Source organism: Ktedonobacter sp. SOSP1-85 (assembly GCF_016587415.1).
Lineage (GTDB): Bacteria > Chloroflexota > Ktedonobacteria > Ktedonobacterales > Ktedonobacteraceae > Ktedonobacter.
Map to the genome: position 1 here is coordinate 4,327,126 of NZ_BNJI01000001.1, position 23,704 is coordinate 4,350,829.

21 protein-coding genes and 2 tRNA genes are annotated in these 23,704 nt (G+C 55.2%); 11 read left to right on the plus strand and 12 right to left on the minus strand.

Annotated features, from left to right (window positions below; all coding sequences use genetic code 11):
* Nucleotides 1–44: 44 nt before the first annotated feature.
* From KTE_RS18100 to KTE_RS18120, 5 genes are all read right to left on the minus strand, one after another.
* Nucleotides 45–599 (minus strand): DapH/DapD/GlmU-related protein, encoded by a 555-nt coding sequence (locus KTE_RS18100; protein ID WP_201383238.1) that lies wholly within the window; start codon nucleotides 597–599, stop codon nucleotides 45–47.
* A 14-nt stretch (nucleotides 600–613) separates the two neighbouring features.
* Nucleotides 614–2,245: an oligosaccharide flippase family protein gene (locus KTE_RS18105; protein ID WP_201383240.1), complete on the minus strand. Its 1,632-nt coding sequence runs from the start codon at nucleotides 2,243–2,245 to the stop codon at nucleotides 614–616.
* A 3-nt stretch (nucleotides 2,246–2,248) separates the two neighbouring features.
* Nucleotides 2,249–3,442, minus strand: a complete 1,194-nt coding sequence (locus tag KTE_RS18110) for an ATP-grasp domain-containing protein (RefSeq protein WP_201383242.1) — start codon at nucleotides 3,440–3,442, stop codon at nucleotides 2,249–2,251.
* Nucleotides 3,443–3,491: 49 nt separating this feature from the next.
* The gene (locus KTE_RS18115; protein ID WP_201383244.1) at nucleotides 3,492–3,665 is read right to left on the minus strand and encodes a hypothetical protein; all 174 of its coding nucleotides are present in this window, start codon (nucleotides 3,663–3,665) and stop codon (nucleotides 3,492–3,494) included.
* 101 nt (nucleotides 3,666–3,766) lie between these two features.
* Complete coding sequence (locus KTE_RS18120; RefSeq protein ID WP_201383246.1) at nucleotides 3,767–4,657, minus strand: FAD-dependent oxidoreductase; 891 nt, start codon at nucleotides 4,655–4,657, stop codon at nucleotides 3,767–3,769.
* 484 nt (nucleotides 4,658–5,141) lie between these two features.
* On the opposite strand from KTE_RS18120, the gene KTE_RS18125 reads away from it, so the two are divergent.
* The 7 genes from KTE_RS18125 to KTE_RS18150 all read left to right on the plus strand — a co-directional run bounded on the left by KTE_RS18125 (nucleotide 5,142) and on the right by KTE_RS18150 (nucleotide 12,658).
* Nucleotides 5,142–6,143: a hypothetical protein gene (locus tag KTE_RS18125; RefSeq protein WP_201383249.1), complete on the plus strand. Its 1,002-nt coding sequence runs from the start codon at nucleotides 5,142–5,144 to the stop codon at nucleotides 6,141–6,143.
* A gap of 138 nt (nucleotides 6,144–6,281) precedes the next feature.
* On the plus strand, nucleotides 6,282–7,139 hold the full coding sequence (locus tag KTE_RS18130; RefSeq protein WP_201383251.1) for a CpsD/CapB family tyrosine-protein kinase: 858 nt from the start codon (nucleotides 6,282–6,284) through the stop codon (nucleotides 7,137–7,139).
* A gap of 9 nt (nucleotides 7,140–7,148) precedes the next feature.
* Complete coding sequence (locus tag KTE_RS48890; RefSeq protein WP_255552905.1) at nucleotides 7,149–7,283, plus strand: hypothetical protein; 135 nt, start codon at nucleotides 7,149–7,151, stop codon at nucleotides 7,281–7,283.
* A 20-nt stretch (nucleotides 7,284–7,303) separates the two neighbouring features.
* Nucleotides 7,304–8,911, plus strand: a complete 1,608-nt coding sequence (locus KTE_RS18135; RefSeq protein WP_201383253.1) for an O-antigen ligase family protein — start codon at nucleotides 7,304–7,306, stop codon at nucleotides 8,909–8,911.
* Nucleotides 8,850–10,055, plus strand: coding sequence for a glycosyltransferase (locus KTE_RS18140; protein WP_201383255.1), 1,206 nt, complete (start codon nucleotides 8,850–8,852; stop codon nucleotides 10,053–10,055). The genes KTE_RS18135 and KTE_RS18140 overlap by 62 nt, the downstream gene beginning before the upstream one ends.
* An 81-nt stretch (nucleotides 10,056–10,136) precedes the next feature.
* Nucleotides 10,137–11,402, plus strand: a complete 1,266-nt coding sequence (locus tag KTE_RS18145; protein ID WP_201383257.1) for a glycosyltransferase family 2 protein — start codon at nucleotides 10,137–10,139, stop codon at nucleotides 11,400–11,402.
* Nucleotides 11,399–12,658: a glycosyltransferase family 4 protein gene (locus KTE_RS18150; RefSeq protein WP_201383259.1), complete on the plus strand. Its 1,260-nt coding sequence runs from the start codon at nucleotides 11,399–11,401 to the stop codon at nucleotides 12,656–12,658. Before KTE_RS18145 ends, KTE_RS18150 begins: the two co-directional genes overlap by 4 nt.
* Before the next feature lie 69 nt (nucleotides 12,659–12,727).
* Here KTE_RS18150 and KTE_RS18155 read toward each other — a convergent pair whose 3' ends face one another.
* From KTE_RS18155 to KTE_RS18170, 4 genes are all read right to left on the minus strand, one after another.
* Nucleotides 12,728–14,065, minus strand: a complete 1,338-nt coding sequence (locus tag KTE_RS18155) for a polysaccharide deacetylase family protein (RefSeq protein WP_201383261.1) — start codon at nucleotides 14,063–14,065, stop codon at nucleotides 12,728–12,730.
* A 271-nt stretch (nucleotides 14,066–14,336) separates the two neighbouring features.
* On the minus strand, nucleotides 14,337–14,618 hold the full coding sequence (locus tag KTE_RS18160) for a hypothetical protein (RefSeq protein WP_201383263.1): 282 nt from the start codon (nucleotides 14,616–14,618) through the stop codon (nucleotides 14,337–14,339).
* A 241-nt stretch (nucleotides 14,619–14,859) separates the two neighbouring features.
* A complete protein-coding gene (locus tag KTE_RS18165) occupies nucleotides 14,860–15,915 on the minus strand; it encodes a zinc finger Ran-binding domain-containing protein (RefSeq protein ID WP_201383264.1) in 1,056 nt (351 codons plus the stop codon).
* 440 nt (nucleotides 15,916–16,355) lie between these two features.
* Nucleotides 16,356–16,439: transfer RNA gene (locus KTE_RS18170), tRNA-Leu, on the minus strand.
* 171 nt (nucleotides 16,440–16,610) lie between these two features.
* Here KTE_RS18170 and KTE_RS18175 point away from each other — a divergent pair.
* A complete protein-coding gene (locus KTE_RS18175) occupies nucleotides 16,611–17,840 on the plus strand; it encodes an ISAs1 family transposase (protein ID WP_201383266.1) in 1,230 nt (409 codons plus the stop codon).
* Between the two features lie 255 nt (nucleotides 17,841–18,095).
* Here the strand turns inward: KTE_RS18175 and KTE_RS18180 are convergent.
* Nucleotides 18,096–18,179: transfer RNA gene (locus KTE_RS18180), tRNA-Leu, on the minus strand.
* A 379-nt stretch (nucleotides 18,180–18,558) separates the two neighbouring features.
* Here KTE_RS18180 and KTE_RS18185 point away from each other — a divergent pair.
* From KTE_RS18185 to KTE_RS18195, 3 genes are all read left to right on the plus strand, one after another.
* Nucleotides 18,559–20,019 carry a CHAD domain-containing protein gene (locus KTE_RS18185; protein WP_201383268.1) on the plus strand — a complete coding sequence of 487 codons (1,461 nt, stop codon included), beginning with the start codon at nucleotides 18,559–18,561 and terminating at the stop codon, nucleotides 20,017–20,019.
* On the plus strand, nucleotides 20,012–20,602 hold the full coding sequence (locus KTE_RS48895) for a CHAD domain-containing protein (RefSeq protein ID WP_201383270.1): 591 nt from the start codon (nucleotides 20,012–20,014) through the stop codon (nucleotides 20,600–20,602). The genes KTE_RS18185 and KTE_RS48895 overlap by 8 nt, the downstream gene beginning before the upstream one ends.
* 126 nt (nucleotides 20,603–20,728) lie before the next feature.
* Nucleotides 20,729–21,376: a hypothetical protein gene (locus KTE_RS18195; RefSeq protein ID WP_201383272.1), complete on the plus strand. Its 648-nt coding sequence runs from the start codon at nucleotides 20,729–20,731 to the stop codon at nucleotides 21,374–21,376.
* A 33-nt stretch (nucleotides 21,377–21,409) separates the two neighbouring features.
* Here KTE_RS18195 and KTE_RS18200 read toward each other — a convergent pair whose 3' ends face one another.
* Together KTE_RS18200 and secF are read right to left on the minus strand one after the other, a co-directional pair.
* Nucleotides 21,410–22,351 carry a VOC family protein gene (locus KTE_RS18200; RefSeq protein ID WP_201383274.1) on the minus strand — a complete coding sequence of 314 codons (942 nt, stop codon included), beginning with the start codon at nucleotides 22,349–22,351 and terminating at the stop codon, nucleotides 21,410–21,412.
* Nucleotides 22,352–22,431: 80 nt separating this feature from the next.
* Nucleotides 22,432–23,700: a protein translocase subunit SecF gene (secF, locus tag KTE_RS18205; RefSeq protein WP_201383276.1), complete on the minus strand. Its 1,269-nt coding sequence runs from the start codon at nucleotides 23,698–23,700 to the stop codon at nucleotides 22,432–22,434.
* Between the last annotated feature and the right edge of the window lie 4 nt (nucleotides 23,701–23,704).

The window sequence follows — 23,704 nt, forward strand, 5'->3', positions numbered from 1 at the left end:
AGGGCCGCGGCCCTCACGCTCTTCTGCCCTCTCTCCATTCTTTTTTACTCAAAAAGTGGAGAGAATTCCAGCGTGTAGGAGGGATCTTGTAGCTCGCGATACTTGACGACCTTGGCGGGCACGCCACCGACGATGGCGAAAGGGGGGACATCGCGGGCAACGACCGCGCCTGCCATGACAACCGCACCTCGCCCGATGGTAACCCCCTGGAGGATAGTGCAGCGAAGGCCGAGCCAGGCGTGGTCCTCAATCACGATGGGTTTATAGATGTCGGGAAAGGCGGGATGGTTGAGTTCGTGACTCCCCGTCATGAGCCAGGTGCCAGAGCTGATGCTCACGTTATTGCCGATGATAAGCCCGCCCGTGGTGTAGAGCAGGCAGCCGTGATTGATAATGGTATGGTGTCCAATGGAGACCTTGCTGCCGCCGCTACGCAGGCCGCCAAACATGATATGCTGGCCCAGCAAGAGATGCGTTCCAGGGCCGATGCGCCAGCCAAGCATACGCCGATACCAGGCCCGGCGCAGCGTATGCGAGGGAATGTGATTGATAAGATGATTGGTCGCGTAGCGCAGGGCGGCATTGAGAAAGCGTTTCATGAGGTATCCTCCAACTACACAATTTCACCGCCAGCCAGGCGACTCTCGTTGCGGCGTTTGCGTTGCAGGCGGCGCGAAGGCGTAGTCTCTTCCTTGCTGGTTGTGGGAAGCTGGATGGCACGCAGGCGTGGCAGCGTAGCCTCATCGAATTCAGTGACAAGCGTCTCAACGGCTATAGACTCCGTTAACAGTTCCTCCGCGGCGGGTGCGCTTCGAGATTTGTGACGAATGGCCATCTGGAGCATGCGCAGATCCTCGGGCGGGATGGTGCGGAAGAGCAGCGCCACGGCCAGGTAGGTGCAGGCTCCCGCGGGTAAGAGCAGGTAGATAGTCTGGAAGCGCAAGAGCCAGAGAACGACGCCCATGATCACGCTCGCCAGGAAGGCCTTGCTGGCAACAACCAGGCTCTCAAATGAGAAGGCCTGACGTGGGATATAGCGAATGTTAATACAGAGGAGCAGAAACTCGGTCAGGGTTGTTGTGAGAGCTGCCCCAACATGCAGAAAGCGCGGAATGAGCACGAAATTAAGAGCCAGGTTGAAGACCAGGGCAATAGTGGCCGTGATAGTGATCTTCTTTTCCTGCCGTGTGCTGATAATCACGCTAACAATCACGGTATTGATGTACAGGAAAACTAGCCCAGGGGCCAGGGCCTGAAGCGCTGGGATGGTATGTTGGAAATCTGGGTTATGGTAGAGAACGCCGATAATGGTGGGTGCGGCGACGATGAGGGCGGTGGTAATCGGCAGCACAAAGAACAGGAGAAAATTGAAGGATTTGGCGATAGCGATCTTAAGCTGCTCCTGTGAGACCAGGGTCAGATTGGCGTAGATGGGGGCCATGATGGGATTAATAATGAGTGAAGGCAGGAAGACCAGGGTATCAAAGAGGCGATAGCCCGCGCCATACCAGCCAACTACCGTTGTATTGGTAAAGAATTGGAGGAAGAGCGTATCGATGCGATAGTAGATGACTCCTATCGCGCCACTGACGATAAAGGGGATACTTGTGCGCAATAGCGAGCGGCTCGTGGCCCAGTCAAACCGGAAGCGCAGGCCTGCCTTGCGATAATAGCATAGCGCCTGCCAGAGCGCGTTGACTGCTGAACTGACCAGTAATACCAGGGCCATGGTCTGTACGGTGCCACCTGTTTTGAGCACCAGGTAGCCAATCAGCGCGGCGAGTCCCTTCTCCAGAATTGTGCCGATTACTGGGAAGAGGACGTTGCCAAAGGCATAGTGCAGGGCGGCAAAGGTATTGCTGGTAGAGCCACTGAGCAGGGAGATGCCACAGATCATGATGAGCTTGCTTTGTTCGTCATCATAGCCCACCAGGTGGCAGAAGAGCAGGGCGAAGGCGTAAAGGATGAGCCAGAAGAGACTTTTCAGGAGCAGGCTATTGGAGAGATAGCTCAAGGCCTTGCTATGATCCTGAGCCACATCCCTGGTAATCTGCTGATTGAAGCCAAACTCCAGGGGGAAGCCGATGAGCATGACAAAGCTGAGCGCAAAATAGAGTTCACCAAATTTGAATGCCCCCAGGAAGCGTCCATAGGCAATGGTCAGCAGAAAGGTTGAGGTCCAGGTGATGGCCTGCCCTAAAAGAGAAATAGCGGTACTGCCCACCACTTTACGCAATTTGTCCATTGTTTACACCTTTTGTTTGAATGCGCCACGTAGCGCCCGTTGAAGCACCGTTGCCATATCACCAAACGCGGGAAGCGGATCGCGCCAATCCCAGACCGAGAAGGTAATCTTCTTGAGCAGGGAGCGGAGGTAGCAATCAAGAGAGAGATCGCCAAAGCGTATCTCCTGTATACCGGCGGGTATATCGGTGATGGCCCGCATCCAGCAGTAGTCGTAGTGTGGTTGCTGGGGTGTGGGTGACTCACCATGCAGAGCGCTATAGTGAATAAAGGGAAAATCCAGGCCGCAGGCCATGCAGAGCGTATGCCAGCCCCAGGGGCGCACATTGATATCGAGCACTTTATAGTCGCCCGAGCGGGGATCCTGCTTGAACTCGACCTCTACCATGCCGGTCACGCGCATATGGCGTACAATTTTTGCAGCCAGGTCGCTGAGTCCTGGAATCTCGATGGCCTCCACAAAACTGCTGCCCAGGCCATAGTGAATGGGATACTGGCGTGTACGGCGCGCGGTCATGCTCAGGCGAATCTCACCGTCCTCACAGAAGGTCGCGACCGAGAACTGGCGCAGCCCATTACCCGGGATAATTTCCTGGAGCATGATCTCTTCAGGTGGAATAATCTGGGCGATGCGACGGTAGTGTGTGAAGAGCTCATCGCGCGTCGTCACCGGTAGGGCTTTTATGCGGACGACATGTTGCAGGTTTATCGAGACCGCCGGCTTGAGGATCACGGGGAAGAGAATGCCCATTTGATCCAGGTCCTCCTCTGAGGTTGGGTACCAGGTCCTGGGTGCGGGCACGCCTACATCTTCCGCCATGCGATAGGTCAGGCGTTTATCATGTGCCCAGCGAATCACGTTCCAGTCCTGGGTGGCCAGGAGATAGAAGCGCGAGAGCTCATGCGTATGGCGCGCAACAAATCCCACACAGGTATCGTCCGTGGGGAGAAGTATCCACTGATCAAGTTGTAGGTGTTTGCTGAGGCTGAGCAAAAAACTCAGAAATAATGGACCATCCATGCGCTCCCCATGCCACTTGATGCGTTGGGTCGTGTAGCGCGAGAACCAGGCGGAGCGAGGAACATTGTCCACGACATAGCATGGAATGCCCTTACGCCCCAGGCTACGCACGATGCCCAGGGCTTTGAAATCACTACCAAGGACGATAACACCGGGTTTTGCTTGTGGTTCTGACATAGGTAACACCTTTGTTCCATTCCAGGAGGAATGATGGTCTAGCCAGAGGCTAGGCCACCATTGCCGCATGTTTGGCAACCTGTTGCGCCGCGACACGCGCCCCGACCACGAAGCGACAGAGCGGCCCAAAGTTATAGTTGGCGGAGGCACCAACAAAGTGCAGGTTGGGAACGGACGACTCAAACCAGCGATTCAAAAGCGGATGACCCTGCTGCTGTTGCACCTGGTTGCGTAGCTCCTGATCCAGGTATGTCAGTTTTTGGATATTGGTCTGGTAGCCAGTTCCAAGGATGATATGATCAACTTCGCGTGTGCTGCCATCGCTCAGGCGCAGGTGAGCATACCCCCCTGTTCATGGGCCTCGGTCACGCTGGTGAGAGGCGTAAGCGTAACATGCCCTTCTACACGTGGGCGTAACCAGCGTGACCCAGACGGGCGGACCGCGCGCTGATCCAGGGAACGTCGAGTCTCCTCAGAGAAAAGGCGGAAGAGCAGCGGATTCGCCACAAGCCAGTTGACGCCTGGAGGACCAACATCACTGGGTGGGTAGAAGATGCGTTTCAGTGGTCCCGTAAGGTAGTAGAGGCGACGATCAATCCAATTGATGGGGCCGCGCGCGATGACCTCCACGGAGGCCGCACCAGCCTCGTGGAGCAGCGCGGCTGACTCCAGCGCGCTCTGACCACTACCAATAACCACCATATGCTTATCGCGGAACTGGCTATGTTCGTGATGCTCCTGGCTATGGCTTGCCAGCTCATGTGGCAGGCCAGCGATGACTTCAGGAATGTGTGCGAAGGGCGCGACACCTGTCGCCAGCGTAACCGTGCTCGCCTGCATCTCGCGCCCGTCGGCCAGTTCCAGGCGGAACGCCTTGCCATCGCGGGCGACCCGGCTGATATAGGTCGGGTCTACCTCGGGGAGCAACTGCTGCTGGAACCAGTGTCCATAATTCAGAAATGTTTTGAGAGCAACTGGTTCCTGCTTGCCTAAGCCGATACTTTGCCCATAGCGGGGCAGGCTATAGGCTCGCGCTGGATCGGAGATATTCAGCGCACTCCAGGAAGATTTTAAGTACATCTGGGGTGACATCTGCTCCCAGAATTCCATGGTCTTCCCAAAAATGTGCGTGGGAAGGCCGCTGGCCTTGAGATGGGCCGCGGCTGAGAGTCCATAGGGACCCGCGCCAATAACGACATGTGCATCCTGCGCCACGTCAACCTACCTTTCAAAAGTAACCAGTGAAACTCTATTCGTGTATGTGTATTGTGCCAAAAAAGACTTTTTATCGACTCGACCTCGCATCACTCCCGGCTCTTTCCTGCCAGACATATTCTTGACTATCCTGCTTTGCTTGCTATAGCAGAAGATACAGCGTAAACGTAGCAATAGGATGTTGGCACCGGTAGATAAGTAGTGTTTTTTTATGGAGGAAAGGTGAGGTTGTGTGGTAGAGGTAAATGCGGTCGTGATGCGTGCTGAATAGAGGCGGTTGGAGAGCATACGAAGCCAGGGCGCGCGGTTGCGTAGTGAGCGGAGATACAACCTGGTAGCAGGCGGGAAAATTGGTTATTTGAGCACGTGAATAGAACCGAGAAAGGGATTTGATAACCTGCTCTTCACACCAAAAAGCACCGAATATGCGCATGCGAAAGGTAAGCTACGTGGTAGTGTTTAAATTCAGGAGGAGCGAACTCTCATGCGGCGTACTTTGGAAGCCATCTTTCGCAGAATCTGGTCTCTATGCATATTGCTTATTCTCTTGCCACTGATAGGGGTTGGTATCGCGTATCTCTTGCCGCGTTCGTACTCCTCATCGGCGACTATCTGGGCCTTGCATCGCTATACAGTAGTCGGTTCAACTGGTCCTGAGAGTAACCTGGATGCGACTCCGTCGCAGACACAAACGAATGCCTTGCTGGAGTTGCTCCATACACGCCAGTTTGCGCTCAACGTGGCCCGTAATACGGGTTTAGATCAAGAATTGAGTAGCTCACTGGCCTATAAGGTCAATAACTTGTTGCGGCCTGGTGATGTTGAGGATGCTGTGGTGAGTGAGGTATCCAGCAAAATAGTCGTCACACCCGATGGCTACAACCTGCTCTCAATCAGCTATGCCAACGGAAATCCCCAGATTGCGCAGCGGATCGTCCAGAACGTGATTACCGAATATTCTGGTCAGAGCACGAATCTCTCTCTCTACGATGGGCAGCGTTTGCTGGACTCATACCAAAAAGAGTTGACCAAGGCGAAGCAAGGGTACAATGATGCGGTTGTGGCAGAGGCAGGGTATCTCAAGGGTCACCCAGATGCCTTGCGTACAGATGCCCCCTACGATCCAAATTACGCGCGTTTACACGCTAACACACAGCAGGCGCAGACCTCTTTTCAGAACATCCAAACATCAATAGACAATTTGCGCCAGCAGCTCGCGAGCCTGGGCCAGGGGGCAAACGATCTCTTTAAAGTCATCGATTCTACTTCCGATGCTAAACCCGTTGCACGCATGAAATCCATCTTGCTCTGCGCGGGCGTAGGCCTTGGGTGCGCAGTAGCCGCGATTGTATTGTATCTCGTGATTGCAGTCCGCCGGGATCGTGCGGTCTATACAGCCTCACAGATTCAACTCGTGACCTCACTGCCCATCCTGATGCAGGCTCCATACATCAAAGAAAGCACCAACATCCTGAGCATAGAGTAAAGAAGATGATGTTGCTGTACCTGGGCAGCCGCAGGCTGCCCAGGTACAGCAACATCATCTATGAATACATTTGGAGTTAGTTAAGAAGAACAAGCGAGCAGAGAAAAAGAAACGCGGGAGCATATGGAAAAAATGGAGATGCAGAACGTCGAACAGGGAAGCGCCAACAAGCCTGAGAGAGAGCAGAAATTTTTGGAAGACGTCGACCACTTAAAAACAGAGAAGCTCATGGTCGTTGACGCCAGGAAGGAAGAGGCGCGTACTGAAGAGAAGCATGTGACCCCGAAACAACTGAGCGCCCGACCGGCCAAAGCGCCCGCGCAACGTAATTTGAGCAAGCGCGAGTTGGCGGAGCAACGTCGCGAGATCGCGAACCTGCATATGTTGAAGGAGCGTTGTCGCCAGTTGTGCCTCTCGCTTTTCTTTCGTCGTGATACTACGGTGAGCAGTATTGGTTTTACCAGTTCGATTCCAGGTGAAGGTAAGTCATACCTTGCCAGCATGACGGCCCTGGCCCTGGCGCAAGATATTCATGTTCCCGTGACGCTGGTGGAGTGTAACTGGGAGCATCCCAGCTTGCACGAGGTGTTTGAGTGCGCACCGACGCCAGGACTGGCCGAGTGGTTGCGTGGCGAATGTGATGAGCACGAGATGCGGCGCCATATCACGCAAAACCTGACAGTGATCCCAGCAGGTCGCGGGAGCCAGGATGCCGTTCGCCTCTTGCAGCAGATGCGCAAGGACGATCTGAAATCGCTCTTCTCTGCCCTGGGTGAGCAATACTTTATTCTTGATCTGCCACCTGTGGTAAGTACGGGCTATGGTGCGCTAGCCGCCTCCCTGGCCGATACCCTGTTTATGGTCGTACGCTCAGGTGTGACTACTGACCGTATGATTGCTGAGACCTGCGAGCAATTGAAAGATGTCTCCTTGCAGGGAATCATTATGAACCAGGAGCAGAGTCATGTCCCGAACTGGATCCGCCAGCTCATGTAGGAGGACTCTATGAAAGAGATACTTGGACTCCTGGGCTTCTTCTTTTTGATTGGCCTGCTGGCACAACAACATACCACGCGCACAAAATGGATCCTGGGCGTGGGTATTGCTGTTCTGTTACTGTATATGGCCCTGACCAAATGAGCAAGTGAGTTGAGGCGCGCATGGATATACGGCTCAAGTCGAAATCAACGGTAACCAGCGGCGGCCTGGGCGTGGAGACCGTTGCCTCGTCCCAGCAGGAACGAGCACGGAGCGAGCGCCGCCTCTTTATACGCGTGAGTATTGGGGTGCTGATTCTGGCCCCAGTGTTGATCCTGATAGGGGTCTTGAGCAGCTTCAGCCTCATGCTGGGCCTCATGCTGGTGATTGGCGTTCTGGTGGTGGTCGCGCGAAGGCCAATTCTTGGCTTCTATATGATCGCCTGTTGCGCGGTCGTGTTTGAACAATTTTCGCTCTCGACCCCAATTCTGACGGACTCATTGCCTATCTACGCCTGGCCGCCTGCGCTGGCAGGATTGATAGAGCGCCCCATTGGCTTCTTCATGCTCTACATACTTGCGGTGATCGTCATCAAGCGCTGGCTGACGCGCCAACAGCCTTTGCTCAGAGGGGGCGCGATGAAGGGGCCACTGGCCTTTTTTCTGCTCTGTGTGGGCTGGGCGCTGGTCCATGGCTTGACGAGCGGCGGTATTATCAAAATCATCGTCATCGAGATCCGCCCCTTCTGGTATCTCTTCATGTGCTATGTGCTGGCCTATAATCTGCTCACGGAGAAGAGACAGATCCGCAATTTTCTCTGGTTCCTTATTCTCTGTTCCGCGCTCAAGTCCCTGCAGGGCGTCTATGTCGTGCTGGGGCCGCTGCATGGTGATATGAAGGCGCAGCACGATATTCTGGGACATGAGGTCTCCTTTTTCTTTGTCATGGTGTTACTGGTGCTGATCGCCTTTTTCTTGCAGTATCGAGATAAAGCCCAGATGTGGGTGATCTTCTTGACGCTCCCCACCCTGCTCTATTCTCTGGAGGCCAACCAGCGGCGCACCGACTACGTAGCCTTAATTATCGGCGTTGGTATTGTATGGGTACTCACCATCGTGATGAATCCACAGCGTCGCAAACGCCTGTTGATCATTCTCTGTACCTGTGGCGTGTTGGGTATAGGCTATGTCTTTGGCTTCGCACATAGCGGAGGTGTGATTGGTGAGCCAGCGCGCGCCGTCTATTCGGTGTTTCATCCCGAGGGCGCGGACGCCAGTTCAAACGCCTATCGTGATGTCGAGGATTTCGATTTGCTCTATACCGTCAAAGAGAATCCACTAGGGATGGGCTTTGGCAAGAAATTTCTCCAGCCCCTGCCTCTGGCACAACTCGCCACCGATGACCCCACCGCGGGCGGTAATCCCTACGAGTATATCCCCCATAACACCATCTACTGGATCTGGATGCGTATGGGCTATATTGGGTACTTCGCGCTCTGGTTCCTGTTTGGCTCGCTCATCATCCGTGGCTGCATTATTGTGAAGCAACTGAAGGATCGCTATCTCCAGATGATAGGCATGATCCTGGTGGGAGCCATCTTTATGGAAGTGGCCGTGGCCTTTAGCGATTATCAGCTCTACTTCTTTAGGAACGTGATCTTCCTGGGCCTGATGATGGGAATGTTGCTGAAGTTGCCCGAAATCGAAGCAAAAGAGGAGCAAGAGAAGCGTGAAGATCCTGATCATAAGCTCGTACCTGCCCGCACCCCTGTGGGGAGCCAGCGCGCGTAGCTATTATTTGCTGCATGCGTTGGCCAAACACCACGAGGTACGTCTCCTGGCCCTGGCAAGCCCGGAAGAGGTCCAGGCCAGCACTCAGCTTCCCCTGGCGCAAGAACTGAACGGGCGTGTGACCGTGTTGCCATTTCAGTCAGGGGGCGCGAAGCGTCGGCAGCAGATAGAGGCCCTCCTACGGGGAAAATCCTACTGGCTGGAGGCCTGTATTCTCCCCGAGGTGCAGGACGCTATCGATGCACTCTATGCGCAAGAGCCCTTTGAGGCCGTCCTGTATGAGGGACTCTTTGTGGCGGGCTATCGCTTGCCGCCCGGGGTCAAGGTAGTGCTCGATCAACATAATATCGAGCAAGAGCTCCTGTGGCGTACCTACCAGAATGAGAAGGAACCTGTGCGCAAAATCTATAACTGGTTGGAGTACAGGGTTCTCAAGCGTGGCGAGCTTGAACGTTGTCAGCAGGCCGACCTGGTGCTGACAACGAGTGGGCGTGAGCAGGAGTGGTTGCAAACGAAGCTCCCCGGCCAGCAGATAGCTGTCGTTCCTAACGGCGTAGACCTGGAGCGCTTTCAAGTAGACTCTGCTCGGCAGGAACAGGCGGGCCGAATTATCTTCACGGGAACCATGGATTACTATCCTAATAGCGCGGCTGTGCTGGCCTTTGCGCGCGACTACTGGCCGCATATTCACCGGCAGATACCAGGCGCGACCTGGCAGGTTGTAGGGCGCAATCCACCACCAGAGGTAGAACGCCTGGGGGCGCTGCCCGGCGTGGTCGTGACCGGCTCTGTGCCAGACGTCCGGCCCTATCTCGCGGAGTCCGAGGTCGCGATTGTTCCGCTGAGTGTAGGCAGTGGCACGCGCCTGAAGATCCTGGAAGCCCTGGCGATGCAGAAGGCGGTGGTCTCGACGAGTATTGGTTGCGAAGGACTGGAGCTTGAGGCAAATACACACCTCCTGGTCGCCGAGGAACCTGACGCCTTTGTAGAGGCGGTGGTCTGGCTCTTACATGATGCGGAGAAGCGGGCGCGCCTGGGGAGTGCGGGCAGAGCACTGGTCGAGCAACGCTATGGCTGGGGATACTGTGGCGAACTGCTGACCCGGGCGGTGAGCGCACTGGCAAAAGAAGATGTGATGGCATGACGCGTGCTTTAGCAGCGTCGATCGGTTCTGTATACCGCGCTATTGTCGAGATGTGTTTTTGCAGAGAGAGTGGGTATGTCTATGTTGCTTATTGTTTGGTTGCGCTGGCTGCTCGCAGGAGGAGAGATCCTCTTCTTGCTGCCGATCACCTACCTGTGCCTGGTCTGCCTGGCGGCGTTGCTGGAGGCCAGGCGTCGCCAGGCAGACCAGGAGGTGAATGTGACGGAGCAGGCTGGCGCAAGCCGCTTTTCTTTATTAGTACCTGCGCATGATGAAGAAGTGACGCTCCCCGGCTTGCTGAAAAGCTTACAGGGCCTGACCTATGCGCGTGAGCACTACCGAATCTATATCGTCGCGGACAACTGCCATGATCGCACGGCGGAGATCGCGCGTTCCAGCGAGAACGTGCGCGTCTACGAGCGTTTTGACACAGAGAAGCGTGGCAAAGGCTATGCGCTCCACTGGCTGCTCGGGCGTATCGAAACTGAAGCGGACGACGCGGAGTGGGCGGATGCCTACGTTATTCTGGATGCGGACTCTATTGTTGAGCCAGACTTTCTGGCGGCGCTTGACCGCGAACTAGCAGCAGGGACCGTGGCGCTCCAGATGCATAACACCGTCTTAAATGGCTCCGATTCGCCCAGCACCGTGTTACGCTGGCTGGCCCTGACACTGGTCAATCACGTGCGGCAACTGGGGCGCAATGCCCTGGGAAGCAGCGCGACCCTGACTGGGAATGGTATGTGCCTGCGCCGCACGTTACTGCAACGCCATCCCTGGCAATCCTTCTCTGTGACGGAGGATTACCAGTATTACCTTCAGTTAGTAGAGCATGGTGAGCGGGTGCGCTATGTTCCCGAGGCGGTTGTACGCTCACATATGCCGACCTCCTTTGAGCAGATGCGCACACAGGATATTCGCTGGGAGAGTGGCGCCCCCGAGCAACCAGGCTGGAAGACTGCGCTCCGCTTGCTCCAACTCGCCGCGCGTGAGCGCGACTGGGTACGCCTGGAGACGGCCTTTGAGTTCCTGACGCCCCCGCTCTCCCTGATGGTGGGAGGAAGTGTCCTGTTATTCCTGCTGAGTTGCGTCCTGTACTCCTGGCTCACTCTGGGACTGGCCTGCGTCCTACTGCTTGGGCTGGCCTGTTACCTGGGAACCGGGCTGTACTTTATGCGGCCAACGCGAGAAACCTATCAGGCACTCTGGCACGCGCCCCGTTTTATGCTCTGGAAATTGTGGGTGTACCTGGTGGTACGGCGGAGCAAGCAGCATAGCGCTGAGTGGGTGCGGACCAGCAGGAGTTCCGTGGCGCTCGGTCATAGTGAAGAGGGAGGACAGGTATGAGCGCGGTCCGTGTCGGCGCGGTCACCTTTGACTGGTATCCATTTGATCCCCTGGTACGCCGCATCTCTGAGGCCGCCGTGGATGGGGGCGATGAAGTAGATGTCATCTGCCTACGGCAAGAGAGCGAGCAGAAATCTGAGGTCTACAACGGGGTGCGTATCTTCCGCCTGCCCATGAACCGGGGCTTTGGGCAATCGCTGCCGCTGACGCTCTTAAGCTGGGCCTGGTTTATGCTCATAGCGGGCTGGGTCCTGACCTTGAGGCATCTCAGGCGTCGCTATGATGTCATCCATGTGCATAATATCCCTGATTTTCTCGTCTTCTCGGCCCTTATCCCGCGCTTATTAGGCGCGAAAGTGATCCTGCATGTTCAGGATACGGCTCCCGAACTGATGGTCGCCAAGGCCAGTGGGCGCAAAGGTGCGTTGATCTTTCGCCTGGCCTGCTGGCAGGAGCGTATCTCCTGTGCCTTTGCGCACAGCGTTGTCACCGTCGGCTGGCCCTTTGAAGAGCTTCTGCTCCAGCGAGGCGTGCCTAAAGAGAAGATCACCATCATCCTGAATAGTGCCGATCCCAAGCTCTTTCCCGAGGAGCGGCGATGCACTCCCCCCTATACCGTCGCTGAGCGGACCGGGCAGGAGGAGACAACTCCCTTCATCATCATGTATCACGGGACGTTGGCCGAGCGCAATGGCATGGATATCTCTATCCGGGCGCTGGCCCAGGCCCGGCAGACAGTTCCACAGTTGCGCCTGGACATCAAGGGGCGGGGCGAGCACCTGGTATACCTCAAACAGCTTGCGCAGGAGTTGGGGGTGCAGGAGCATGTCGTATTTACGGATCCCTGCGCTATGGAGGAACTGGTCGACTTCCTGCTTCAGGGAGATGTTGGCATCATCCCCTATCGCTGCAATGGCTTCTCTGAACTTGTGCTCCCCACCAAGGCTTATGAGTATGCCTGGATGCAGCGCCCCATGCTTGCCTCAGACACAAAGGCCATCCGCTCGATGTTTGGGAGTGAGTCCCTGATCCTATGCGACCCCGAGCGCGTTGAGAGCTTCGCCCAGGCCATGATCGACCTGTATCAACAACCAGAGCTACGCGAGCGGCTGGTCACGAACGCGCTGGAGGACTACACCCCCTATCGCTGGGACGCGATGGCCCAACGCTACCGCCAGCTCCTGCGTACCCTGAGTGGGAAGAGTTCTCCCAAGGGGGCTACTAAAGAAGTAGAAGTAGCAATAAGCCAACCTTAGTAGAGTCATATAAAATAGATGTGGTTCGTTGGAGCTGGCATTCGCCAGCTCCAACGAACCACATCTATTTTATACATTACCCACTTCGAGGATGCGCAGGAAGAAATCCTGGATGGTCACAGAATCGATGTCGCCGCTGATGGAGAGCGCCGCCTGGTGTCCCGAGGGCCAGCAGGCGAAGCGGAGCAGTGGCATGGTCAGGTCCTCGATCTGCCGTATAATCTCGCTGCGCGTCTCGAATTGGGCTGAGCGCGAGGTGCCCAGGCCAGTGGGTAGATGTAGGTAGTGCGCGTAGGAGGCGCGCTCCTCCTCAGAGGCGCGCAGAGCGGCGTAGCCTTGCTCATGTAGGAAGGCCAGGACCGCCTCGGGTGTCTCAGGCGAAACGCCAATAGCTGGACACTGCGAGGCTTCAAGCGTAAAGGTGCGTGCCTCCACGCTGACCTCGTGCTCGTTCCAGGTGGTTGTGGGCTGCTCGACGAGCTGGACATGGCGCGCGAGAATAGTGGCGCGTTCGGTGCAATCGGCCACGACATGCCAGGTATCAGGCGCAGTCTGCTGGAGTGTGAAGGTGAAGCGAGCGCGCTCCTTCCACCAGCGGGCGATCTCGTCCAGGCGTGTAATCCAGACGGGGCGAGGCTGGCTAGTTGCGGTCCGCAATAGGATGGCGAGGGCCTGGCGACAGAGTACTCCCCGCTCGGGATGCAGGTTGAGCACATACGCGCCCTCAAGCTCATACACACGCTGCATCACCAGGCTCCAGAGTTTGCCCACCTCCTTGCCCGAGGTAATGCGTAAGCGATCAAAGAGCATCTCATCGTCGGGAATGCTGGTCGGGATGCGCAGAAGCGTATCCTCAAAATGGGGGCGCAGGGCATAGGCGGTGCAGGGCAGGGCGCGATAGAGCGCCAGTGATTTCTGATAGCCATCGAGAATTGTTGGGGTGAGCGAGGCCTGGTCAACAACATCATGTAGCACGGCTTCATTGCTCTCATAGGCGAAGCCCAGGTCTGTGAAGACCTGAACCGATTCCTCGCTCCAACCCAGATAGGGATTGCGAAAGCCCTGAAACGGCATTTTTATCTGCTGAAAGGTTGCGATAGCGCGACTGGTCTGCGTATACTGTGCATCCTTGCTCAATTGGCGATAATCGTTGTGGACATAGCCGTGGATGCCGATCTCGGCCCCTGCCTGTTCGATGTCTGCTAGCAGGCGTGGATGGCGCTGTAAGACCACGGCGGGAATAAAGAAGGTTGGCGCAGCCTGATAGGGTTTAAGCTCATGAATGAGCGTTTCCAGCGAGCGGCGATTGCGTGTCTCACTGAAGCCAAAGCGGGAGAAGACGGTCCAGAGGCGGCGCGCGAAGTTGCGCGGCCCCTTGGTCTTGATGGAGAAGGAGACCAGGTTCAAGAGAAACCTCCCATGTCGTAGAAGAGAATGGGCCGGCCTGGCCGGCGACAGCATCTGCACGAGGGCACAAAAGAATGCTCCATCGCGAGCACGTTACTCTAGCAAGCAAGCAGGAGAAAGAACGCGGCTGCCATGAACATGGAAGTGGGGTATTTATTTGTAGTATCTGTATTATAACATACGCATGGGCTTACGCGAAATGGGATATGAATGAGTGTTGAGGTAAACTTCGGGCTGATGCCCGAAGCCTACCTCAACACTCATTCATATATCAGACAATAGGGGCAAGCTGGTCTTGAAAAATCCGGTAACTATCGTGAGTGATCACACCTTCCAGGAGGAGATCATCATTGATGCGATAGCCTTCGGGGTGAGGCTTAATATTGTCGAGGTGGGCGAAGAGCCAGCCTGCGGGTGAGAGCCACTGCTGAAAATTGTCGAGGGCATGGCGCTGATTGAGTCCATAGGCATAGAGAATCTCGGCTTTCTGCTTGCCGTCATCGATCCATAATTCGGCAATATAGAGGACATAGACGGCAGTTTCAGGATCCATGGTTTTGCTCCTCCTGGGGAACGAGGCAGGAACGCACTACGCTGCTCTAAGAATAGTATGCCATAGAAAAAGCAATAAAAACAGCTCAAAGCCAACTTTTTCCAGGCCTGAGCGCACACACCGAGACTCTACCTGCTACATAGAAACACGTCTCGCTTGCGGACCAGGGATACACCTGGTCCGCAAGCGAGACTCTTTCAGCAGGAGTCGCTGGCCTATTTTAGATTTTAGATTTTAGATTTTAGACCAGGTGGAGGCGCTGGCTTGCCTGGTGTGAGGCGGTTACCAGGAGCGAATCGTTGGCGTCTATGCCGAGATGCCTGGCTGTACTGCGTACAATATCGTTGGCCAGGTGTTCAAGGAGCGCGGCGTTATCACGCTGTGAGAGCTGGATATGTCTGGAGCGTAGGAGCGCGAGCGGATCCCTCTGCCGTCTCCAGGCCAGCAAGGAGCGCAAGAGGCACACAAGAAAGAGACATAAGGCCGGAATATAGATGAGTAAGCTTAGCAGGTCAAAGAGTCCAGTGAGTAACCAGTTGGAGAGAAAACTATTGGAAGGTGAAGGGCTTACGAGGGCGCTTAGCCAGGAAGATTGAGCGAAGAGAGTTACGAAAGAGGGGGCGCAAAAAGGCGCGATAATAACAAAAAGAGTCAGCGCGGCAAAGGCCAGGCAACGGAATAGGCTCACCGGTAAACGCAACGTGGTTGTGCGCGAGATATAGAGATGTTCCGCCAGCGAGGTAAGAGAGAGGAAGACCGAGGCGTCCTGGCGTTGAAGCTGAATATACGCTGGCTGTCCTGACTGCCCATGCATGCAGGCCACCTGGATGTCATCGAGATCGCGATGCCTGGCCTCTTCCTCCAGCAGCGTATAGACCCTGCCTGCCTCCATGTGATGTCCAGTCTGACTGGTCAGGAACCACGAGTGATGGGTAATAATGCTGCCATGCCCGGCGAGCACGGGACGAAGCTGAAGCTTCTGCACCTGCTTATGAGGCATCGGCCTGGGTTGGGGATCAGGCTGTGGCAGGGGCGTGACGGTCTTTCTGGCCACGATTCCCGGTATATTAGAAACGGTGAGCATGGGATCGGAGACTGGTAGCGCAAGAGCATCCTCCTCGTCCTCGGACTTTGAAAGCATGGAGGGGAGTGGTGTCTGTGGTATCTCGGTAAAACGCGCGAGCTTGGTAAAGGACCCCGTCCCTTTACGCCGGGTGGGCATTTGTGCCCCACATTGGAGACAGGTCGTGGCCTGCTCAAAGTTGGCTACAAAGCAGTGGGGGCAGATGGATGGCATGCGTGATCCTCCTCTTCTACATTGCACAGAGATGTGTCCCTGATTGGTTGCATGAGCAATACTATATCTATTCAGGCGACATTGTACATTTATGGATATAACGTGTCAATTATGGCTTATATAGCCATACAAGCCATTTTTCATGTATTTGTAATGAAGCAAGCAAGATAGCGTACCTTGGGGCTTGTGCAAGGGAGGAGCAAAAAGTAGTATGAAATCCTGTTCATTTCTTAACAAAGGGGCAAAAAGCTAGAGAAGCGAAAGGGCGGCGTATACAAGCTTGATTAATATCAATATAGTAGCCATAGAACAGATTTACACATTGTAACACTCTCCGTGCGCCTACAATGGGATTAGTTACGACAAAAACATGGCACTGAGATGAAGCAGGGGGAAAAGTGGCAAAAAAAGAAGGCCTCGTATGAGGCCTTTGTAGTCAGTGCCGAAGGGGGGACTCGAACCCCCATGCCAGTTAAGGCACAACGCCCTGAACGTTGCGTGTCTACCAATTTCACCACTTCGGCGGAAGTGATCTGTTCACTTGGAACGAGATCTATAATACAGGATCAGGCCCTCCCCTGTCAAGCCCTTGCATAAGGCAATCAGGGCTTTCCAATTCTCAAAAAAGGAGGTAAAAAAAGAAGAGTTTTTCCGGTAGAATACAAAACCAAACCACCTACCAAGGAAAACTCTGCATGGACTATAGCACATTCACGCTTTCAACACGAGTCGAAGATGACCAAGAGAAGCTTCCGGTTCTCTCGCTTTACCAAACCTTGCAAGCCCTGCCTGATCGGAGGCGTAAACAAGGAAAACGATATGAGCTGGCTTTGGTGCTCTCCCTGCTCGTGCTTGCCAAGCTGGCAGGGCAAACGAGCTTGAGCGCAGCAACCGAGTGGGTTCGTCATCGCTGCGAACCATTCGCCCTGCGCTTTGGACTCCGCCGTCAGCAGATGCCTTGCCAGATGACCTATTGCAATGTATTAGCACGAGTGGACAGCAAGCAGCTTGACGAGCTGCTTACTGCCTTCTTCATCCGATGGGAGGCCCAATCGCGATGTGGAGAGGAGCCCAGTCGCCTCCTCACTCCAGCGGTGCAGGCGGAGCATGACCATGTCGCCGTTGATGGCAAGGCATTACGAGCTACCAGCAAAGAACCTCATCCGGTTCATCAACTCAGTTGTTATGAAGTGGCAACGGGCACTGTGCTTTGGCATTGCAATGTCAAAGACAAGGAAAATGAGATCAGCGCCCTCAAATCCTTATTTGCTCCCTCATGGGTCAGTGGACGGATTGTCACCCTCGATGCCATGCATACGCAACGGGAGCTCTGTGCGCACGTGCATCGCCTGGCAGGAGCGTATCTGCTGATTGCTAAAGACAATCAACCCACCTTGCGAGAAGACATTGCCGACCTCTTTGAGGATTGCTCCCCAGATCGACGGCGCTGGAAAGAAGCAGAGACCTGGGACAAAGGACATGGGCGATTGGAACATCGCCACATTGTCTGTAGCCCTGATCTCAACGACTGGTTTGGGAAAGATTGGGAAGGCATTGAGCAGGTCTTTCGGCTCGAACGAACAACCCGTATCCTCAAAACAGGGCGGCTTCGTCACGAAGTGGTCTATGGACTTAGTAGTCTTTCGATGAGCGAGGCCTCTCCCCAGCGCATACTCCAGCTCGTTAGAGAGCATTGGGCCATTGAAAACCGACTCCATCATCGCCGTGATGTGACCTTGGGGGAAGATGGGTGCCAGACGCGAACAGGATCGGCTCCCAGTGTACTGGCTCAGCTCAATAGCGCCGTGTTGAGTCTCATGGATCGCATTGGGGTTGGCAATGTTGCTCGCCAGATGCGCTATTTCAATGCCCATGTTGATCAAGCCCTTGACCTTGTTCTCACTGGTCAATGTTTGGTTTATTAGAATTGGAAAGCCCTGATAAGGCAATTTAAAAGTTTGGCAAAAGCTCTCCAGCTTCTACAAGGAGGGCGACAAATCTTCAGTCTATCCTCGCCTAGAAAAATCCAAGGGTAAGATGTGTGTGCCTGGTTGATGGGCAAAGCCCATCAACCAGGCACACACATCTTACCCTTGAGCGCCGCAGGCGCGAAAAGCCAAAACGCAGATGCGGCACATAGTTTAAGAAACTATGTGCCGCATTCGTCTCCATGGTATGGGTGCCGAAGGGGGGACTCGAACCCCCATGCCAATTAAGGCACAACGCCCTGAACGTTGCGTGTCTACCAATTTCACCACTTCGGCGGAAGTGATCCGTTTACTCGGAACGAGATTTATAATACAGGATTGAGGTTCGCCTGTCAAGAGTTTTCCCAGCCATTTTTCAGGGCTTCGCCTTAAAAAGCAGTTCAGTTGATCGCTACCCCCCTTTGGGGGCCTTTCCCACCTGGTTGGCTGGTTCAGTATCCCATCCAGTGGCCTCAGCTTTCGTGCTATAATAACAGAGATTGTTCCAACTGGTTGCTTGGTATGCCTGAGTTCTCCTTCCTGCATGAGAAGAAGTGGGGGCCAGGGTGAGGAGGAGTGCGCCCTTTGCGGTTACGTCGAGAGATAGGTGCTGTAACGGCAGAGATGTTCAAGGCGTGTCAGTGCAGAGAGGTGCAGCAAACAGAAGGAGGTTGAGATGCAGGAGACAAGGACTGCCCCCGCGCGAGCGGCCATCGATATCGGGAGTAATACACTCCAACTACTGATCGCGAGGTGCCAGGGCGATTCTCTGGACATCCTGGTGGATGAGGAAGAGATGGTGCGCCTGGGAAAGGATGTCAATGCGCACGGAGAGATCTCGCCGCAGAAGCGCGAGGAGGTCATTGGTATTCTCCAACGCTATAAAGCTCTGGCGGTTGAGCACCAGGTAGAGTCTATCTTCGTGGTCGCGACCGAGGCGACGCGCAAAGCACGCAATAGCCAGCAATTCCTGAACGCTATAGAGCGAGCGGTTGGCGTCAAGACGCAGGTAATCGGCGGTGAGGTGGAGGCGATGTTGACCTTCTATGGCGCAAGCTACGAGTATTATCGCCAACAAGGGGCGCCCGATCCCCTTGTCGTTATGGACCTGGGTGGTGGAAGCACCGAGCTGATTAACGCGCAGCGCGGGAAAGTAAAATGGCTGACTTCTGTTCCCGTTGGTTCTGGCTGGCTGCATGATCGCTATATGCCTTCGGATCCACCAACTGAGGACGAGCGCGATCTTGCGCAGGTGTTCCTCAAGACATACATGGATGGAACACGCCTCAAAAGCAGGCCCGAGGCGCTCATCATCACAGGTGGTAGCGCGAAGGCCCTCTTAAAGATGGCCCGCGCCGCCTTAGAGCTTGGGGACGAGGTGCAGCGCCTCTCCTTTATGGATGTTGTGCGTTGTGATGGATTGCTCAGTTCGTTAACAGCAGGAGAAGTCGCCCGGCGCTATGGCATAGATGAGAAGCGCGCGGCAGTCTTACCCGCGGGAGCGACGATCATTCAGACCGTGATGACACGCTTGCAGTTATGCGAAGCTCGCATAAGCACGCATGGCATCCGCGAGGGAGTTCTCCTGGCCTATGCGCGGCATGGCGATGATTGGCTGGCGACGTTGGAGTCGCATGGGGAGAGCGCGGGCAGCAAGAAGTCGACCAGCACAGGGGCGGAGATGGTCACGGAGACCTTCGCTGAGACGGGCAGGCGGCTCTTGAGTGAGGGGACTCGCAAGATGGGCGAGTGGCGCACGGAAGTATTGAAGAATGAGGATGTAGAGGCCGTGCATAAGATGCGCGTGGCATCAAGGCGCCTGCGTGCAGTGCTGGACGCCTACGAGGATATCTGCGAGCCGAAAGCCTTTAAAAAGGTCTATAGCTGGACCAGAGAACTTGCGGATATACTCGGCCAGGCCCGCGATACCGATGTCATGATCCAGAACTTGCAGCAGCGTGAGGAGGAGGCAGAGGCGGAAGAGAAAGAGGGCCTGAACTGGTTTATTGCGCGTCTACGTGTCTATCGCGACGAGCACCAGCTTGTGCTGGCGCGCTACCTAAAAAAATTAGATGAGCAGAAACTTTTGCGCCTGATCGATGCCTGTCTGCCGAAGGAGGGAAAGCGCCGTGGCTAAAGCGAGAGCTATTCATGGTTTGCAGCCGCAGACCACGACAGGCGAGAACGCGCGTAAGATCATCGAGACGCGCCTGGACGAACTGTATCAATGGGAAAAGTATGTGGGTGAGGCTTATCGTTCGCGCGAACTGCACGATATGCGCATCGCGGCCAAACGTCTGCGCTATACACTGGAACTGTTTGCCGACACCTTGCCGCCTACATGTGCAGTGCTGGTCAAAGATGTGGAGCAGATACAGGAGGAGCTAGGGGCGTTACACGACAATGATGTCATGGTTGCATTGCTGCGTTTATGTCTGGGAAGTGTGGGTGGTGGGAATCCTTATCAGGCCGCGTTAACGCAGGCGCCGACGCTTGCTAGACAGAAGTCACAGGGAAAAATCGTGGTAGAACCGGCCCTGGTGGCACATATGACCGAACCGAAGGTCGCACCTTCAGCGGAGGAGCGCCTGGGACTTGAGGTGCTCTTGCGGGCCTATGAAAAACAACGTGAACAATCTTATATGGCCTTTCGCGAGCATTGGCAACAGCTACAAGAGCGAGATTTTCGCCACGAATTACTGTATGCTATACATGGGTAGGTTTCAGAAGAGTTACTGGTATCCGGCCTGATCTGTATAGAGTAGGAGCGTAACAAGCTGTGACGGCAAGGCTGTGTTATGGTTGTGGGGGATAACATGGTGCAGCGAGACAAAAGGAGTAACGGCATGACTTCTAGTTCAATCGAAGATTTGCGCTGGTGGCAGCAGGCACATCCGACCGAAGAAGAATTATTGCAGAGCGGAGGCTTGCTGGTCGAGGATTGGCCTCATGCACGCTACGTGGTGAGGCTCTCGCGCGCCTTATTTGAAGCGACGCGTCCTCTACACAAGCTGGATGAGCATGCATGGCTCTTGCTGGAGCGGGCAGCCTTCCTGCATAACGCGGGCATGATGGTCGAGGAGCGTCAGCACCACAAGCACTCTTATCGATTGATCAAGGCGACTCAGTTGCCGGGCTTTAGCGAGAGCGAGCGGCACGAAATCGCCTGTATCGCACGTTACCATCGCCGCGCGTTGCCCAGCAAAGAACACGAAGAGTTCGCTACCCTTAAGCCATCAGCACGCAAACTCGTCTCGACGCTCGCGGCGCTCCTGCGCGTAGCGGATGCGTTAGATCACAGTCATGATGGGCGTGTACTGGGCCTGGTGGCTGACGAAGAGGGGTGTACAAAAGATATCTGGACGATTGATCTCCGTGTACGCCCCCTGGCCGACCTTGATGAAGAAATTACCCATGCCTATGCCAAGGCCGACCTCTTCGAGAAGGTATTTAAGCGTAAGCTACGCTTAAAAGTGTATGCGCAAGAGCGTTAGTCGTGCTGAGTACCATTTTATTGCATGCTTGCCTCATGCCTCAGCCCGTGTTGTGAGCACAATAGCCGCGCCGCAAGTCTGAGTTGGATGAATCCAGACGAGTGGGTGAGGCTGCTCTTGCATTGTATAAATCACGCCGTGCGCATCGAGATAGTGCATGGCGGCGGGAAGGTCTGCCACCGCCAGGGTGATGCGGCAGAGGCTCTCGCCATATCGTTGTAGGTAAGCAGCGAGCGAACCTACTTCAGGGAGGTGACCCTGCCGGTTTGATGGATCGATATTTGTTGGTAACGGCATCGCCAACTCAAAGCTTTGCCCCGATGCGCTGTTTCCTCCTACCAGGGGGAAAGAGACCAGCAGCGCGTCCCATCCCTCATGCTCCCCACCGAATTGGATGGAGGGTTCTAGCCCATAAATGTGTTGAAAGCGGTGGGTGGCCTCTTCAAGATTCTCCACAACAAGCGTCGTGCTCAGGACTTTTAGCACTCCCAACGGATGAGTTGGAGGCTCCTGCCAGCCAGCCAGGCGAAAGCGGCGTTCCTCACCGGTACTGTCATGCTGGATGAGGAAGGGATAGTGCTGGGTGAGATCTGGGCGCTCAACGTCTGTACGCTGCCAGCCTCGGCTGCGACCCTCGGCACTATTGAGTGCGCCAGCATTGGGGCCATTTACGGAGACGCCCCGCGCCCTCATGGCCTGGCTATCGGCCTCGATATCGTCTGAGCCAAGAACAAAATTGAGGTATCCCTCGCCCTTCGCCAGCCGGTCGAGCATGCTCTGTTGTGCCTCTGCCGCCTCCTCAACCGAAATCAGCTCCAGGTAGGTATCTCCAATAACGATAATGCGGTTGGCCGTGCCCCCAAAGGGATGGCGTCCACCGCCACTGGCAAGCAGCCCCAGGTTCTGCTCAAAGGTTTGTGTAGCCTTCTCAAGGTCATTGACGCCGATAATGATATGGTCAATTCCTGTAAGCATAGTCGTTATCCTCCTAGAATAACGACAAAAGAAGAGGGGCAGGTTGCCCTGCCCCTCTTCTTTTGTCGTTATAATCTTTCTTACCCGCGGGAGCGAGCAAGCTCGCGTGACTCGCGACGACCAGCAAGCGCGACCTGTTCTTTGCGCTTGCCGCCGAAGATGCCAAAACCCAGTTCGCCGTGCTCCCAGATGACCAGCAGCATGCTGGCGTTGAAGATCGAGGAGTAGGTACCGCTAGCGATACCGATCAGCAGCGTTAGAGTAAAGGTATGAATGCTGGTGTTGCTACCGAAGAGCGTGAGCGCCAGCAGGGTAAAGAGCACGGTGAGCGAGGTATTGAGTGAACGAGCCAGGGTCTGTACCAGGCTGGCGTTCACTACCTGCTCAAAGGTCTCAGTTGTGCGGCGGATCATATTCTCGCGAATACGGTCAAACACCACGATGGTATCATGCACCGAGAAACCGACGACGGTCAGCAGTGCCGTGATGAAGAGGGCATCGATCTGGATATTGAAGAAGTGACCCAGGATCGAGAAGATGCCAACCACCACCAGGACGTCGTGCAGCATGGCGATAATCGCACAGGCGCCATAGCGCCATGGGCGGCTCACCTTGCGGAACGAGAACCACAGGTAGAGCAGGATTGCCAGCGACGAGGCCGCGACCGCGAAGATTGAGTAGAGCTTAGTTTGATCAGCGACCGAGCCACCAACCGTCGAGCTATCGATCAACTGGACATAGATGCCTTTGTTGTAGAAAGCTTGCTGAACTTTCTCGATGTCACCATTATTGGTCTGGAACTTGTTGCTGGTCAGCAGTGAGATGGCCTGTGTCTGGTTGTTGTCACCAATCACGGGCTTATTGGCTGTCACCGCTTTGTCATTGATTTTCGGCAGGCCAGTCGTGGCCTGGCTCAGCTTGGCGCTATCGGGCACTTTGGAGAAGCCAGAGATCGAGACCATGCTGAAAGCAGAGCTACCAGTGCCATAGTTGTCCTGGCGGAAATTCAGCTGCTCACCTGGAAACTGTTTCTGCACATTGCTCTTAATGGTATTCAGGACCGTGTTATCGATCTGCGGAGTCAGGCGAATCCAGGCCGCGCGGTCGGCGCGAATTTTCGGGTTCTGCGTGAAGTTGACCTGCACATCCTTCAGGTTAAGCGGCTGAAGAATGTCCTTGACCTGGGCGGTCGTCTGAAAGCTCTTATTGGGCAAGAGGTCGACGCTACTACCGCCGCTGAAGTCGATGCCGACATTCAGGCCCCATATGAACAGGGCAATGACGCCGGGAACGATGACCAGCAGCGAGGCGGCCAGGAATATAAAGCGATATTTAATCAGGTTAAACACGGCA